10 protein-coding genes are annotated in these 15,682 nt (G+C 73.8%); 5 read left to right on the top strand and 5 right to left on the bottom strand.

What is annotated here, in order from left to right; translation table 11 throughout:
* Positions 1–139 precede the first annotated feature (139 nt).
* Together eccCa and NLX94_RS27890 are read left to right on the top strand one after the other, a co-directional pair.
* The gene (gene eccCa / locus NLX94_RS27895; protein WP_254385842.1) at positions 140–4,123 is read left to right on the top strand and encodes a type VII secretion protein EccCa; all 3,984 of its coding nucleotides are present in this window, start codon (positions 140–142) and stop codon (positions 4,121–4,123) included.
* 120 nt (positions 4,124–4,243) lie between these two features.
* Positions 4,244–4,489: a DUF397 domain-containing protein gene (locus tag NLX94_RS27890; RefSeq protein WP_254385841.1), complete on the top strand. Its 246-nt coding sequence runs from the start codon at positions 4,244–4,246 to the stop codon at positions 4,487–4,489.
* A 70-nt stretch (positions 4,490–4,559) separates the two neighbouring features.
* Here NLX94_RS27890 and NLX94_RS27885 read toward each other — a convergent pair whose 3' ends face one another.
* The 4 genes from NLX94_RS27885 to eccB all read right to left on the bottom strand — a co-directional run bounded on the left by NLX94_RS27885 (position 4,560) and on the right by eccB (position 8,332).
* Positions 4,560–4,868 carry a WXG100 family type VII secretion target gene (locus NLX94_RS27885; RefSeq protein ID WP_254385840.1) on the bottom strand — a complete coding sequence of 103 codons (309 nt, stop codon included), beginning with the start codon at positions 4,866–4,868 and terminating at the stop codon, positions 4,560–4,562.
* A 49-nt stretch (positions 4,869–4,917) separates the two neighbouring features.
* On the bottom strand, positions 4,918–5,259 hold the full coding sequence (locus NLX94_RS27880) for a WXG100 family type VII secretion target (protein ID WP_254385839.1): 342 nt from the start codon (positions 5,257–5,259) through the stop codon (positions 4,918–4,920).
* 215 nt (positions 5,260–5,474) lie between these two features.
* Positions 5,475–6,725, bottom strand: a complete 1,251-nt coding sequence (mycP, locus tag NLX94_RS27875) for a type VII secretion-associated serine protease mycosin (RefSeq protein WP_254385838.1) — start codon at positions 6,723–6,725, stop codon at positions 5,475–5,477.
* Entirely contained in the window at positions 6,725–8,332 is a 1,608-nt protein-coding gene (gene eccB, locus NLX94_RS27870; RefSeq protein WP_254385837.1) for a type VII secretion protein EccB, read from the bottom strand. The genes mycP and eccB overlap by 1 nt, the downstream gene beginning before the upstream one ends.
* 270 nt (positions 8,333–8,602) lie before the next feature.
* On the opposite strand from eccB, the gene eccE reads away from it, so the two are divergent.
* From eccE to NLX94_RS27855, 3 genes are all read left to right on the top strand, one after another.
* Positions 8,603–9,898 (top strand): type VII secretion protein EccE, encoded by a 1,296-nt coding sequence (gene eccE / locus NLX94_RS27865; RefSeq protein ID WP_254385836.1) that lies wholly within the window; start codon positions 8,603–8,605, stop codon positions 9,896–9,898.
* Complete coding sequence (locus tag NLX94_RS27860; protein ID WP_254385835.1) at positions 9,895–10,647, top strand: hypothetical protein; 753 nt, start codon at positions 9,895–9,897, stop codon at positions 10,645–10,647. The genes eccE and NLX94_RS27860 overlap by 4 nt, the downstream gene beginning before the upstream one ends.
* Before the next feature lie 1,285 nt (positions 10,648–11,932).
* Positions 11,933–14,569, top strand: a complete 2,637-nt coding sequence (locus NLX94_RS27855) for an SCO5717 family growth-regulating ATPase (RefSeq protein ID WP_254385834.1) — start codon at positions 11,933–11,935, stop codon at positions 14,567–14,569.
* Positions 14,570–14,674: 105 nt separating this feature from the next.
* On the opposite strand, the gene NLX94_RS27850 is transcribed toward NLX94_RS27855, so the two are convergent.
* On the bottom strand, positions 14,675–15,631 hold the full coding sequence (locus NLX94_RS27850; RefSeq protein WP_254385833.1) for a bifunctional riboflavin kinase/FAD synthetase: 957 nt from the start codon (positions 15,629–15,631) through the stop codon (positions 14,675–14,677).
* Between the last annotated feature and the right edge of the window lie 51 nt (positions 15,632–15,682).

The following is a 15,682-nucleotide window of genomic DNA, read 5'->3' as shown; positions in this document are numbered from 1 at the left end:
CGCGCGCGCCACCCTACCGGGAGGGCCGGTGACTGTCGGCAAGTAGGATCACCTCTCTGCGGAGGAGACCCCCTTCGCGCCCGGGACTTGAGGGCGCCGGTTGCGACGTCCCGTCTGTTTTCGAGGGATTGATGCTCCGGTGAGCCAGATCGTCGTCAAACGTCCGCCCCGGTCGCTGCCGCCCGAAGTGCCTTCGGACGAACTGAGGCTGGAGGCGCCGCCGGAACTTCCCCGGGGGCAGCAGGAGGGCGTGCTGATGCAGCTCCTCCCGATGCTCGGGATGGGTTCGTCGGCCGTCTTCTTCTTCATGCCGGGTGCCGCGCCGTTCATGCGCATCATGGGCGTGCTGATGATGGTGTCGACGGTGGGCATGCTGGTGGCCCAGCTGATGCGGCACCGGCGCGGTACACAGGGGCAAATGGCCGATGTCCGGCGGGACTACCTCAAGTACCTGGCTCAAACCCGCCGTCAGGTACGCAGGACCGCGCGGGCCCAGCGCGACGCGCAGCTGTACCTGCACCCGGCTCCGGAGCAGTTGTGGTCGGTGGTGGCCGAGGGTTCGCGGCTGTGGGAGCGGCGGGTCGGCGACCCGGACTTCGGGCAGGCCCGGCTGGGGCTGGGCGCGCAGCGCCTGGCGACCCCGCTGGTGGCTCCGGACACGGCGCCGGTGGACGAGCTGGAGCCGCTGACGGCGGGTGCCATGCAGCGTTTCCTGAGGGTGCACTCCTCGCTGGACGGGCTGCCGATGGCGGTGTCGCTGCGGGCGTTCTACCACGTGACGGTCTCCGGGGAGCCGGAGTCGGCGCGGGGCACCGCGCGGGCGCTGGTGGCGCAACTGGCCACGCTGCACTCCCCCGAGGACCTGATGGTGGCCGTGGTGGCGGCGCCGGGCGCGGTGGCGGAGTGGGACTGGGTGAAGTGGCTGCCGCACACCCAGGTGCCGGGCCAGATCGACGGGGCGGGCACGAAGCGGCTGTTCGGCGACGACATCGGTGAGCTGGAGGGGCTGCTCGCCCCGCGGCTGGAGGGGCGGCCCCGGTTCAGCCGGGAGGGCTCCCCGGTGCTGGACCAGCCGCACGTGGTCCTCGTACTGGACTCCGGTTCCCGTGGCGGTCTGGTGCCGCCGGACTCGGTGTTCGCGGCGGCCGAGGGGCTGCAGGGGGTCACCGTCGTCGAGGTGGTGGCGGGCGAGCTGGACGAGGCGCGCGGCGGGCTGTCGGTCGTGGTGCGGCCGGGGCGGCTGCGGCTGGAGTCGGGGGCGGGCTTCGCCTACGAGGGTCTGCCGGACACCCTGTCGCTGCCGGCGGCGGAGGCGCTGGCCCGGCAGCTGGCGCCGCTGCGGACGGGCGGCGGGGACGAGGACGAGCCGCTGCTGGCCAACCTGGACTTCACCGACCTGCTGAACCTGGGCGACGCGGCCGCCGTGGACGTGGCCCGGACCTGGCGGCCGCGCTCCGCCGGTGAGCGGCTGCGCGTGCCGATCGGGGTCGGCGAGGACGGCTCCCCGGTGATGCTGGACCTGAAGGAGGCCGCGCAGGAGGGCATGGGCCCGCACGGGCTGTGCGTGGGCGCGACCGGTTCGGGCAAGTCGGAGCTGCTGCGCACGCTGGTGCTGGGGCTGGCCGTCACGCACACCTCGGAGACGCTGAACTTCGTACTCGCGGACTTCAAGGGCGGTGCGACCTTCACCGGGATGGGGCAGATGCCGCACGTCGCGGCGGTCATCACCAACCTGGCGGACGACCTCACGCTCGTGGACCGGATGGGCGACTCGATCCGCGGCGAGCTGCAGCGCCGCCAGGAGCTGCTGCGTTCGGCGGGCAACTACGCGAACATCCACGACTACGAGAAGGCCCGCGCGGCGGGTGCTCCGCTGGAGCCGCTGGCCTCGCTGGTGCTGGTCATCGACGAGTTCTCCGAGCTGCTGACGGCGAAGCCGGACTTCATCGACATGTTCATCCAGATCGGCCGCATCGGCCGGTCGCTGGGCGTGCACCTGCTGCTGGCCTCGCAGCGGCTGGAGGAGGGAAAGCTGCGCGGGCTGGACACGTACCTGTCGTACCGGATCGGTCTGCGGACCTTCTCGGCGGCGGAGTCGCGGACCGCGATCGGCGTGCCGGACGCCTACCACCTGCCGTCGGTGCCCGGTTCGGGGTACCTGAAGTTCGGTACGGACGAGATGACGCGCTTCAAGGCGGCGTACGTCTCGGGCACCTACCGCTCGGGCGGGCCGGACCTGTCGGTGGGGCTGTTCCCGGTGGAGCGTCGGCCGGTGCTGTTCACGGCGGCGCCGGTGCCCGTGGTGTACGCGGCTCCGGACCCGGCGTACCTGTCGGCGCGGGCGGAGCAGGAGGCGCGGGCCGCGCAGGGCGACGACGCGCTGGCGGACACGGTGCTGGACGTGATCGTGGGCCGGCTGGAGGGGCAGGGGGTGCCGGCGCACCAGGTGTGGCTGCCGCCGCTGGACCAGGCTCCGCCGTTGGACCAGCTGCTGCCGGCGCTGGCGCCGAGCGCGGAGCGCGGGCTGCACGCCGAGGGGTACACGCGGCCGGGCGGGCTGGTCGTACCGCTCGGGCTCATCGACAAGCCGTTCGAGCAGCGGCGCGAGGTGCTGTACCGGGACTTCTCGGGTGCGGCGGGCCACATGATGGTGGTCGGCGGTCCGCAGTCGGGCAAGTCCACGCTGATGCGGACGCTGATCTCCTCCTTCGCGCTGACGCACACCCCGCGCGAGGTGCAGTTCTACGGGCTGGACTTCGGCGGCGGCGGGCTGTCCTCGCTCGCCGAGCTGCCGCACGTGGGCGGGATCGCCTCCCGGCTGGACCCGGAGCGGGTGCGGCGCACGGTCGCGGAGGTGGCCGGGGTGCTGCGCCGGCGCGAGGAGTTCTTCCGCGCGAACGGCATCGACTCGATCGGCACCTACCGGCGCCGGCGGGCCGCGGGCGAGCTGCCCGGGGAGGCCTGGGGCGACGTGTTCCTGGTCGTCGACGGCTGGGGCGGCTTCCGGGGCGAGTACGAGGCCCTGGAGCAGGTCGTCACGGACATCGCGTCCCGCGGACTGGGATACGGCATCCACGTGGTGATCACGGTCGCCCGGTACATGGAGGTCCGGGCCGCGCTGAAGGACCAGATCCTCAGCCGGCTGGAGCTGCGCCTCGGCGATGTCATGGACTCCGAGTTCGACCGCAAGGTGGCGGCGAACGTCCCGGCGGGGATGCCGGGCCGCGGCCAGGTCGCGGAGAAGCTGCACTTCCTGGGCGCGCTGCCGCGGGTGGACGGCTCGCACGCGGCGGAGGACCTGTCGGAGGCGACGGCCGCCTTCGTGGACGCCGTGAAGCAGGGCTGGACGGGCCAGGCGGCCCCCGGCGTACGGCTGCTGCCGCGGCTGCTCCACGCGGACCAGCTCCCCAAGGGCGGGGAGTACCCGGAGCGCGGGATCGCGATCGGCATCGACGAGACCGAGCTGGAGCCGGTGTTCGTCGACTTCGAGACCGACCCCTTCCTCCTCGTGTTCGGCGAGAGCGAGTCGGGCAAGACGAACCTGCTGCGGCTCATCGCGCAGCGGATCTCGGAGCGGTACGGCCCGGACCGGGCACGGCTGGTGGTCGGCGACTACCGGCGCGGCCTGCTCGGTGCACTGCCGGAGGAGCACCTGCTGGAGTACGCGCCGATGGCGAGCTCCCTGCAGATGCACATGGAGGCGCTGGCCGGGGTGTTCGCCCGGCGCCAGCCCCCGCAGGACGTCACCCCGCAGCAGCTGCGCGACCGCAGCTGGTGGACGGGCCCGGACGTGTTCATCATCATCGACGACTTCGACCTGGTGGCCACGAGTCAGGGCAATCCGCTGGCGCAGCTGGTGGAGTTCCTGCCGTTCGCCCGGGACACGGGGGTGCGCTTCATCATCGCGCGCAGCTCGGCCGGGGCCTCGCGGGCGCTGTACGAGCCGTTCATGCAGCGGATCAAGGAGCTGGGCGCGCAGGGCGTGGTGCTGTCGGGCGATCCGTCCGAGGGGGATCTGGTCGGCAGCGTGCGGCCGCGTCCCATGCCGCCGGGCCGGGCCTCCTTCGTCTCGCGCAAGCGCGGGACCTCGCTGATCCAGATCGGGCGGATGCCGGGGCTGTAGCGCGGGACGCCGGCCGGGGTGCGGGGCCGGGCGTCCGGGAGGGTTCCGGAAAGCCTCCCGCGCGCGGCTGGTCAGCGTCGATAATCGGCAGGGACCGCACCACCGAGGGAGAGGCCGCGCATGGGCACCCAGCAGGAGAAGGACGAGCTGTACGGGCTCGACATCAGCGGCGTCGAGTGGGAGGGCCCGCCCGGCACCTCTCCCGACGAGGAGCGGGTCGAGATCGCCCGGCTGCCCGAGGGAGCGGTGGCGATGCGGTCCTCGCTGGACCGTGACACGGTGCTGCGCTACACCGCGGCCGAGTGGGAGGCGTTCGTACTCGGGGCCAGGGACGGGGAGTTCGATCTCGACCGGGATCCGCGCTAGGCCCCGTACACGCGAAGGAGGGGCGCGCCCGGTGCGGGCGCGCCCCTCCTTGCTTCGCGGTACCGCGGGCCTAGTAGGCCTCGGTGAACAGGCGCGAGGCCTTCACGTCGGTGGCGCGGTAGTCGTTCTTGCCGCGCTCGATCAGGTCCGCGACCTGGCGCAGCGTGGCGCGCATGTGGTCGGCCTTGGCGTTGTACTTGCGCTGCAGCTCGACGTACTGGAGGTGCGCCTCGCCGTCCCAGGTGTCGGTGACGACCGTCAGGGCCGCGCCCATCTCGTCGAGGTCCTTCTTGATGTTGTCCGAGACGATGCGGATGCGGTCCGCCATCACCTGGACGCTCTCGTACTGGACCTTGGTGTGCCCGTTGTTCGCGGTCATGCTCTTCTCCTTCGCACGGGGCTGATGGGCAGGTGGGTGGGGAAGCGGGTCAGATCCCGTTCAGGGCGGAGGTGTTGCCGCCGCCGCTGGCGGCCTTGACCGTCTGGAACGCCGCGACCACGTCGTCGTCCTGTGCGTTGCTCAGGTTCTTGGTCTGCGCGACCGCGTTGTGCAGGACACCGAGCAGCCGGCGGATCTCGTCGTGGTCCTCGTTGACGACGGTCTGCGCGGAGGTGAACCCCGACGCGCCCACACCGGTCCAGCCGGCGCTGACGGTGGCGAGGATGTCCGCCAGCTCGCGGGACTGCCGGGTGACGCTGTCGGCGGTCTCCGAGATCTTGTTCAGTGCCTGCTTTACCGGGTCATCAGCGAGTCCGAAATTGTTGGTCATCCGAAGCTCCTCATCTTTCAATTCGCCAGACAGAACCGGCGGATCGCGTGGCGGAGCGGTACTTCGAGAGGGCGGTTTTCAGCCACACGCCCCCGGTTCCCCCTCCGCTCCACGCACCATCCCCGATCACAGTCGTGAAGCCTCCGATCACTGTAGTCAGTTGATCGGCCTTACCCAACACAGCCCTTTGGGATCTGTTGATGAACCGTGACCGTTCACTGCAAACGGCGCCTTCTCCTCCGGGCGTCCCGCACCACCGTCGCGGTCCCGGCGATCACGGCGATGAGCACGCCGCCGATCCCCAGCGCGTAGGTGCCGAGCCGCTCGTCGCGTTCGCGGGGCGATTCGCCCGTCCGCATCACGGCCGGTTCCGGTGCCGCCGCGCGGGGCGGCCCCGGGTCCGGTACGGGGGCCTTGGGGGGTTCCGCCCCCTCGGCGGACTGGGTGAGTGCGCGGACCGGGTCCACCACGCCCCAGCCGACGTAGTCGTCGTGGCCGTTGACGGAGCGCTCGGCGGTGTTCTGGAGCTGCCAGACCACTTCCTGCGCGGTCCACTGCGGGTGCTTGGCGCGCAGCAGGGCGGCGACCCCGGCGACGTAGGGGGCGGAGAAGCTGGTGCCGTTGTCCACGCACTGGCCGAAGCCGGGCACGGTGGAGACCATGTCCACCCCGGGGGCCGCGATCCCGATGAAGGAGCCGGGCTGGGAGAAGGCGGCGCGCTCGTTGTTGCGGTCCGAGGAGCCCACGGCCAGGACCCCGGGGAAGGCCGCCGGGTAGGTGGGGCGCTTCTTCCCGCTCAGGCCGTCGTTGCCCGCCGAGGCGACGACGACCACATTGGCCTCCACCGCCTTCTTGACGGCCTGGCCGAGCTTGGAGTCCTGGGTCATCGCCACCTCGGTGTCCTGCGAGATGTTGATGACCTGGGCGCCCTTGGACACCGCGTGGGTGATGGCCTCGCTCAGGGTCTCGGCGTTGCCGTTGCCCTGTCCGTCGTTCTGCCGGATCGGGATGATCGTGGCCTCGGGGGCGAGCCCGACGAAGCCGGTACCCGCCTTCGGGCGGGCCGCGATCAGCCCGGCGACCTTGGTGCCGTGCCCGACGGTGTCCCCGGTGCCGTCGCCCTTGGCGTCGAGGAAGTCCCGGCCCGCCCCGATGTCGAGGGCGTCCGCGAGCTGCGGGTTGACCCGGTCCACGCCGGTGTCGATGACGGCCACCCGGACGCTGTTCCCGTCCTTGGAGCGGCCCTTGGTGTCCGCCCACAGCTCGTCGAGCAGCAGGCGCTGGAGCGCCCAGGGCCGGTCCTCTATCTGCTTCTTCATCGGGAAGGTGCACTCGCCGGCGCCCGCGAGGCGCAGGGGGTACGGGGTCTCGCGGGCGCTCCCGTACGAGGGCTGCGGCGCGGCCCCCAGGGTGAGGGCGGCCGCCGCCAGCAGCGCGGCGAGGGCGGGCTTCGCTGTGCTCCGCATCACGAGCCCTGGGGCTGACGGGCGGAGTTGCTGTCGAGGCGGGGCCCCTTGGAGAGGAACTCCGACCACGCGATGGGCACCGTCACCGGGACCACGTTCGCGTATCCGAGCCGGGCCTGGGCCTGGCTCGGCACGGGGCGGCCGTCGGTGCCGGCGGGCCCGCCCTGGCCGGGGCCCGGGCTCGCCCCCGGTCCGGGTGAGGGCTGGTCCGCGTCGCTGTCGCCGTTGGCCTGGACGGCGTACCGCAGTCCGGTGTCGGTGACCAGGAAGAGCGCGCCGCCCGCGGTGGTCTGGCGGCCCTGCGCCTGGGTGTAGAGCAGGCCGGTGCCCGGGGTGACGTAGGCGCTCGTGCCGCTGGCGGTGATGTCGACGGGGAATCCGGTGCCGGCCCAGGTGCTCAGCGTCTGTCCGCCCTGGGCGTCGACCGAGCGGAGCACGCTGCAGACGGTGTCGCGGACGCCGTCCGCGCCGGTGGATCCGGCGGCCGGGGCGCCGGACGCGCGGACCTCGTTGATCCGCTCGGTCTTCTTCTGCGGCCATTTCGCGTCGCCCCGGAAGGGCGTGCGGTCCGGGTTGATGGACTGGAGGTCCACCTCGTGGGCCTTGCCGTGCATGTCGAGCCGGTCGGTCGCGGGCGAGGAGATCATCAGCCAGGCGGTGAAGTCGGAGACGGGGACGACCTTGCCGGGCAGCACCAGGTAGTGCTGCGCGCCCGAACCGGTCACGGCCTTCAGGACCATGCCGACCTTGTCGTCCTTGCTGGCCAGCCCCTTGACCCCGGCGGCCGTCCCGGCCTTGGCGCCCGGCAGTTCGGGGAAGGCGAGGTCGTCGCCGGAGCCGAGGGTGGCCAGCCACTCCTCGGTGACCTGCTGCGGGACGGCGCTGCCGCCGACGAGGGCGTTGGTCATCGTGCGCGCGTCCGCGGTGCCTTCGGGGAACTTGTACTTCATGCCCGCCGCGTCGACGAGGTAGCGGGCCCTGCCCTGGCCGGTGCTCTGGACGTAGAGGGCCTGCTCCTCGGAGAGCCGGCGCCCGTCGTCCATCAGCTTCGCCTCGCGGTCGGCCAGGACGAAGGCGGCCGTCTGCACGCCCTTGCCGTTGCCGCCGGGCCGCTGGCAGACGGCCCAGCGCTTGGCCTTGCCCGCCTCCGCCGGGGCCGGCAGCCGGTCGGGGGCGTACGGGATGCCGATGATGGGGCCGCGCGGGAGCTTGCCCGCGTCCAGCACCTTGTCCTCGACCTGGACGACCTTGGCCTTGTTCGGGTCGAGCAGCAGCCGGGCGGAGGCGAGGTTGAGCACCGGGTGCAGCCGGGTCTGGTCCTTGCCGTCCACCTTGGTGGTCAGGACCACGTAACGGGTCGTCGAATCCTTGCCGACGATGACGTGGTCGCCGGGGGTGTCCCAGCCCTTGGGCGCCGTCGGCTTGAACATGCCCCAGGCCCCGAAGGCCGCGAGGACGAGCGCCGCGGTGATCACACCGGGCAGGACGGCGCGCAGCGGTCGCGGAGCGCCCTCCTCCGATCCGCTCGCCGAAGGCTGAAGGAACGCGGCCACCGTGCGTCGCTTCGCAAAGGTGTACGCGTTGAGCTCGTCACGTCGTGAGGCCATGGCCGCCTGATTCTCCCCGCACGGCCCGGGCGATGGGTACGGTCGCCGGGCCTCTGTTGTCCGACCGGCCACCTACTATGCCTCTTGACGGAGGGCGGGTGGGTGCCGGGTAGGGTGAGGCAGCCGCTCCACGCCTTCCGGGCCGGGGGAAACAGGGGTGTTGGGGCGGGTTGGGGAGATTCCGTGGGCGTGCGGCCGGCTGACGCGCGTGCCGCCGGGGCTCACCGGGGCTCAGGGGTACGAACCCCGGAAAGATGAGGTGCGCGAGTGATGGCCACTGCCGTGAGGCCGCGGACCGGGGCGCCCGCACCCGCGCGCGCCGGAGTGACGCCGCATCCGAAGTCCGGCCCGGGGCGGTTCGGCCCGTTCCGATTGCAACAGCTCGTACTCCTCCAGGTCGCCGCGGCCGCGCTGCTGACGGCCTGGGTCGTGGAGCCCCTGCTACTGGCGCCGGCCGGTGTGCTCGCCCTGGCCCTCGTCCTGCTCGCGGTCGTACGCAGGCACCGGCGCTCGCTGCCCGAGTGGATCGGCGGAGCGCTGGCGCTGCGCGCACGCCGCCGCCGGGCCGCCGCCACCGCGGTACCGGCCGGCACGGAGCCCGGGCTGGCGCCGCTCGTCGAGGCCGAACCGGCTTTGCGGACGCTCACGTTCAGCGAGCGGGACCGCGAGCGGGAGCGGGGCCGTGACCGGCGGCCCGTCGGGATGGTCGGCGACGGCACCTTCCTCACCGCGGTGGTCCAGGTCGACATGGACGCCACCGCGCTGCGCCCCGACCGGACGGCGCGGCCGCTGCCGCTGGCCCTCGTACGGGACGTCCTCGAAGTGGACGGCATCCGGCTGGAGTCGGCGCAGCTCGTCCAGCACACCCAGCCGGCGCCCGCCCCGCACCTGCCGGCCCAATCGATGGCCACGCGCAACTACGCCCCGCTGCAGGCCCAGACCGGAAGCCCGGCGGTGCGCCTCACGTGGATCGCGCTCAAGCTGGACCCCGAGCTGTGCCCCGACGCGGTCACCGCGCGCGGCGGCGGACTGCCGGGCGCGCAGCGGTGTCTGGTGCGGGTCGCGGACCAGCTGGCGAGCAGGCTCGCGGGGGCCGGGTTCCGCGCGACGGTGCTCACGGAACAGGAACTGACGGGCGCGCTGGCCACCTCCTCGTGCGCGAACCCGATGGCGATCACCCAGGCCGGGCGGTCGGCGGCCACCGGCCGGCGGACCGAGGAGACCCCGCGGACCTGGCGCTGCGACGACCGGCGGCACACCACGTACTGGATCAGCCGCTGGCCCCAGCTGGGCGGGAGCGGGGCCGGACTCCCGCAGTTCGTCGCCCTGCTGACCTCGCTGCCGGCGCTGGCGACGAACTTCAGCCTGACGATGACCCCGGCCGCGCGGCACGAGGTCACGCTGACCGGGCACGTACGGGTCACCGGGCGCAGCGACGAGGAACTGGTCGCGGCACGGCGCGGACTGGAACAGACGGCCCGGGGCGTCAAGGCCGGGCTGGTGCGGCTGGACCGGGAGCAGGTGCCGGGACTGCTGGCGTCGCTGCCGCTGGGAGGGGCACGATGAGGGGCTCTCGGGCGCGTACGGGGACTGGTTCGGAGCCCGGCGCTCGCTCGGTGCGGGGCGGGTTCGGTCTCGTCGGCCCGCGCCGGGAGCGGCACGTGGTCCAGGCGTCGGAGCTCGATGCGCTCGCGCTGCCGGTCGGGGACGACGGGGTCGTCATCGGCGTGGACTCGGGGGGCCGCCCGGCGGTCCTCGGCGTCAACCGGCCGACACCGTACGAGATCACGCTGATCGGCGGCCTGTGGACGGCGCAGGTCCTCGCCCTGCGGGCGGCCGCCACGGGCGCGCGGGTCACGGTGGAGACCGGACGCGGCCCGGTGTGGTCCGGGCTGGCGCAGGCCGCGGGCGGGGGCCAGCAGTGCGTGACCCTGCACGACGTGGGCCGGGTGCCGCCGCAGGGCGCGTCGGCGGGCAGCCCGGTCCTGGTCATCCGCGACTGCGGCATGCGCCCGCCGCGGGGCCGGGTGGCGGCGGGACCCTGGCAGTCCGTCCTGACCCTGCTCCCGTACCTGAGCCCGGCCGCCCCCCGCCTGGTGCGCAACGCCTCCCTGGTCGGCATCCAGCGGGTCTCCCCGGACGAGGCAGAGCAACTCGGCAGCCTGATGCGGCTGCCCGCGGCGGCGGTGGAGTCCCTGCCGACGCTGGGCGACGGGGTCACGCTGTGGTGCACCGACCGGGACCGGCAGTTCGTGATGACACAGCCGACGGACGGGGAGACGGGGCTGCTGGGGGCGGCGCGGCGCATCGACTGAATGGGGCGGGGACCGGCGGGGGCGGGGGCGCGAGGTTCAGCCTCACGGGGGACACCGGGTCGCGGAGTGGACACTCCGGAGGTACCGGTTCGGGGGTTCCGGGTGGCGGGACTGCATGTGCGGGGCGCTCGGGGCGGAGTTCGGGGACCGGCAGGCCGGGAACAGTAGGCAAGCGTTGTGCCGCTCTGCGGGAACCGTCCGGTGGAGTGGTGTGCCGGGGCCGGCTGGGCGTGCTCGGACGGGCCGCCCCCACCGACGGCTTGCGCCGGTCGCCTGGTGCGGGTGGGTTGGCCCTGCGGGGCAAGGCCCCCGACCCGCCCTTCCACCGTTCCCCGGGCGCCGCCCGGACCCGCGCCTCAAACACCGGCGGGGCTGGGTGTCTCCCCCAGCTACGCCCGGACCCCGGTCCTCGAACTCCGGTGGAGCTGGGTAGCTCCCCGGGCGCTGCCCGGACCCCGGCCCTCAAACACCGGCCGGACTGGGTGGCTCCCCGGGCTACGCCCAGACCCCGGCCCTCAAACACCGGCCGGACTGGATGTCTCCCCGGGCTACGCCCAGAACCCCGCGCCTCAAACACCGGACGGACTGGGTGGCACCCCGGGGCTGCGCCCGGACCCCGGCCTTCGAACGCCGGACCGGCTGGGAAGGGGTGCCGGGCTGCGCCGGGGCGCCTTCTGGGGCTCCGCCCCGGACACCGCGCCTCAAGCGCCGGCGCGGCTGGATGTGGCCGGCGTCGGCCTGTCAGTGCGCGCAGCGCGCCCTCGCGGGCCGGGACGGCCCACAGGGCCGTCCCGGCCCCTCCGGCACCCTCAGCCCCTCCGGCGTTTGAGGAGCGGGGGTCCGGGGCGGAGCACCGGGGAACGGGCGAAGGGCGGGTAGGGGACCTCGCCCCGCAGGGCCAACCCACCCGCACCGGACGAGCGACGGCTCCGAGGCCCGGGCCCAAGCACCGGCAGGCCGAGCCGAGCCGAACCGACTCGAACGGGCAGCGCCGGGACGGGTCCGACCCGGGAGGCGCGCGCAGATTCGGGGCCCGCAGGGCGGGAACGGGCAGGTCGGGACCGGGTACGCACGCGCGGTGCGGGGACGGGGTGACCCGGCAGGTCGGGGAAGGGGAATTGGCCGGGGCACGGCCGTATGGGCAGGATGGAGGCGGCCCGCGCCCCGGGCCCGACCCCGGGTACGGGCGGACGGGGGCGGATACCGGCTGCGGGGCACGATTAGGCTGGGCGCCGGCGTGGCGCGGTGGGACGCCGGACCAGTGTTCGACAGATCAGGAGGACCAGTGAGCGGCGATCGGAACGAGAGGCGCGGCGGGACGTGGGACGTCCCGACGGACGATCAGTCCGACGCGGAGCCCGAGCTGACGGGCGAGTTCACCATCGACTACACCCCGCCGGCCTGGTACACGCAGGGCTCGGCTCCGGCAGCCGCCGCGATCCCGGGCCTGCCCGAAGGCAGCGGCTTCGAGCCCCACCGGCCGGCGGCGGACCACCTGGAAACCCCGCCGACGATGCGCATCGCGCCGCCGGCTCCGCGCGCGGCGTCGAACACACCCGCACCGGCACCGGCACCAGCCGTGCCGTACCCGGGCACCCCCGACACTCCCACGGCCCTGACCGCGGACTCGGCGGCCGCACCGCCGTACCCGCCGACGCCGGGCACCGGACTGCCGTCGTACCCGACGGCTTCGAACGCCCCCGTCCCGCCCTACACCCCGGCCCCGGACGCGGCCCGGCCGCCGTACCCGTCGCCCTCGGACAGCACCCCCTCGCACGCCCCGGCCCCCAGCACCGCACTGCCGACGCAGCCGCCGACCTGGGACAGCCACACCCCGGGGGCGGACTCCGCCGGGACGCCGTTCCCGGCTCCCTCGGACACCGCCGTCCCGACCCACACCCCGGCCCCGGACACGGCCCGGCCGCCGCACCCGCCGACCGTGGACGACGCCGTACCTCCCCACACCCCGGCCCCCGCACTGCCCACGCAGCCGCCGACCTGGGACAGCCCCACCCCGGCCCACACCCCGGGGGCGGACTCCGCCGGGACGCCGTTCCCGCCGGCCTCGGACGCCGCTGTCCCGGCCGACGCTCCGGCCCCGGACACCGCACTGCCGTCCACGCCGTCCGGCCCGGCCGCTGCGGAGGCCGTCGTCCCGGAGCCGGGCACCGGGGTGCCGTCGTACCCGTCCCCTTCGGACGCTGCCCTGCCGTTGGATCCGCCGGCCTCCTCCGCCCCGGCGTACGCGTCCGCGCCGACCGGCGCCGAAGGCACGGGGGGTGACTCGGCGGTGGCTCGTCCGGGTGAGGGGCTGCCCGTCGGAAGCCCGGCCGATCGGGGTTCCTTGAGCGACCCGTACGCGGCCGCGCCGGTCGAAGGCGCGCCGCCCGCTGTCGTGCGTACGCCCACTCCCCCGGCGGGGAACGTCATTCCGGCGCCGCCCGCGGCGAACACGTTCGAGGGATCCGGCGGGGCCGACTCCGCGCCCGGCGGCGAACTTCCGCAGTGGCCCTCGGAGTTGACCGCGCCTGCGGACCCCCGGGGCGGGTACGACATCCAGCCCCCCGTCCAGCAGCAGCCGCAGCAGCCGCAGCCCCAGTCGCCCGACGCCGGGTACGGATTCCCGCCCGCGCAGCCCCAGCCGCAGCAACAGCCGCCGCAGTACGCCGATCCCCGCGGCGGCCAGTGGCCGCAGGGACCACAGGGACCACAGGGCCCTCAGGGGCCCCACGGCCACGACCCCCGCTACGGCGCCCCCCAGCCCTCCGGCGGCGCCCCCCTCGGCTACACCGCCGCCGTCGAGCTGTCCTCCGACCGCCTGCTCCGCGGCCGGCAGAAGGCGAAGAGCGGCAACAACGCCTCCGGTGGCGGCGGCCTGTTCCGCTTCGGCGGGAAGGCGGCCGAGGCGGAGCGGCGGCGCAAGCTGGAGCTGATCCGCACGCCGGTCATGTCCTGCTACCGCATCGCCGTGATCAGCCTCAAGGGCGGCGTCGGCAAGACCACGACGACCACCGCCCTCGGCGCCACGCTCGCCACCGAGCGCCAGGACAAGATCCTGGCCATCGACGCGAACCCCGACGCCGGCACCCTCGGCCGCCGCGTGCGCCGTGAGACCGGGGCCACGATCCGGGACCTGGTCCAGGCGATCCCGTACCTCAACTCGTACATGGACATCCGCCGGTTCACCTCCCAGGCGCCCTCCGGTCTGGAGATCATCGCCAACGACGTGGACCCGGCCGTCTCGACGGCCTTCAACGACGAGGACTACCGGCGGGTCATCGAGACGCTGGGCCGCCAGTACCCGATCATCCTCACCGACTCGGGCACCGGTCTCCTCTACTCCGCGATGCGCGGGGTCCTGGACCTGGCCGATCAGCTGATCATCATCTCGACGCCCTCCGTGGACGGCGCGAGCAGCGCCAGCACCACCCTCGACTGGCTCACCGCCAACGGGTACGCCGATCTCGTCTCGCGCTCCCTCACCGTGATCTCCGGGGTCCGCGAGACCGCCAAGATGATCAAGGTCGAGGACATCGTGCGGCACTTCGAGACCCGCTGCCGCGGCGTCGTCGTGGTCCCGTTCGACGACCACCTCGCGGCCGGCGCCGAGGTCGATCTCGACATGCTCCGGCCCAAGACGCGCGAGGCCTACTTCAACCTCTCCGCCCTGGTCGCCGAGGACTTCATCCGCGCCCAGCAGCAGGCACCCCAGAACCACTGGGGCCAGCCGCAGCCGCCTCAGCAGCCCTACCCGCAGCAGCCTCAGTCTCAGCCGCGCCCGTCCCAGCAGCCGCAGCAGCCGCCGCAGGCCCCGTACGGGCAGCAGCCCTACCCCACCCCCGGCCAGCCCTGGCCCCAGCAGCCCGGCCAGCCCGGTCACGGCCAGCCCGGCGGGCCCCCGCGCGACCCCCGCCTGGGCTGACCGGCGCAGCCGGCACACGCACGAGGGCCCGTACCGCCCCCGGAATCCCCGGGACGGTACAGGCCCTCACCCGTAAGCCAGTAAGCCGGCGGGCCGGCGGGCCCGTCAGTGCTCCGCGTCGTACGAGTCCGTCAGCACCCGCGCACGCTTCACGTCGTCCGCGATGGCCTCCAGCAGCCCGTCCAGCGACTCGAACCGCGCCATCCCGCGCACGTAGGCGAGGAAGTCGACGGCCACGTGCATGCCGTACAGGTCCAGGCCGACCCGGTCGATCGCGTACGCCTCCACGGTCCGCTCGGTGGCGTCGAACTGCACGTTCGTGCCGACCGAGATCGCCGCCGGCATCCGCTCGCCGTCCGCCGTCAGCCAGCCCGCGTACACCCCGTCGGCCGGGATCGCGGTGTGCGGCTGCGTCTCCACGTTCGCCGTCGGGTAGCCGAGCTCGCGCCCGCGCTGCGCACCGCGCACCACGACGCCCTCGACCCGGTGCGGGCGCCCCAGGATCTCGGCCGCGCCGTCCATGTCGCCCTGGGCCACCAGCTTGCGCGCGAGCGTGGAGGAGAACGGCACGCCGTCGCCCGCGTCGCCGCGCTCCACCAGGTCCACGACCTCGACCTCGTAGTCGTAGGTGGAGCCGAGCTGCCGCAGGAACTCGACGTTCCCGGCGGCCTTGTGGCCGAAGCGGAAGTTCGGCCCCTCGATGACGGCCAGCGCGTGCAGCTTGTCGACGAGCACCTTCACGATGAAGTCGGCCGGGGACAGCTGCGAGAACTCCGCCGTGAAGGGCAGGATCAGCAGCGCGTCCACGCCCAGCTCGGCCATCAGCTCGGCGCGCCGGTCGTAGGGGGCCAGGATCGGCGGGTGGCTGCCGGGGCGGACGACCTCGCTCGGGTGCGGGCTGAAGGTGACGACGACCGAGGGGACTCCGAGCTCGCGCGCCTTGGCGACGGCCCGTCCGATGATCAGCTGATGACCCCGGTGGACGCCGTCGTAGGAGCCGATGGTGACGACGCCGCGTCCCCAGTCCTGGGGGATGTCCTCCAAGCCACGCCAGCGCTGCACTGTGACCGCTCCTCGCCCGAACCCTGTGGGCCCACGTCCTGATTGCCGATT

Origin of the sequence: Streptomyces sp. TBY4 (assembly GCF_024213195.1) — a bacterium.
Lineage (GTDB): Bacteria > Actinomycetota > Actinomycetes > Streptomycetales > Streptomycetaceae > Streptomyces.
This window is presented reverse-complemented; position numbering and strand designations above follow the sequence as displayed.

Excerpts from the sequence above, each read along its gene's own strand:
- NLX94_RS27890 (WP_254385841.1), top strand. The coding sequence starts at position 4,244 with ATGGGCACCCAGCAGGAGAAGGACGAGCTGTACGGGCTCGACATCAGC.
- NLX94_RS27885 (WP_254385840.1), bottom strand. The coding sequence starts at position 4,868 with ATGACCGCGAACAACGGGCACACCAAGGTCCAGTACGAGAGCGTCCAG.
- NLX94_RS27880 (WP_254385839.1), bottom strand. The coding sequence starts at position 5,259 with ATGACCAACAATTTCGGACTCGCTGATGACCCGGTAAAGCAGGCACTG.
- mycP (WP_254385838.1), bottom strand. The coding sequence starts at position 6,725 with ATGCGGAGCACAGCGAAGCCCGCCCTCGCCGCGCTGCTGGCGGCGGCC.
- eccB (WP_254385837.1), bottom strand. The coding sequence starts at position 8,332 with ATGGCCTCACGACGTGACGAGCTCAACGCGTACACCTTTGCGAAGCGA.
- eccE (WP_254385836.1), top strand. The coding sequence starts at position 8,603 with ATGGCCACTGCCGTGAGGCCGCGGACCGGGGCGCCCGCACCCGCGCGC.
- NLX94_RS27860 (WP_254385835.1), top strand. The coding sequence starts at position 9,895 with ATGAGGGGCTCTCGGGCGCGTACGGGGACTGGTTCGGAGCCCGGCGCT.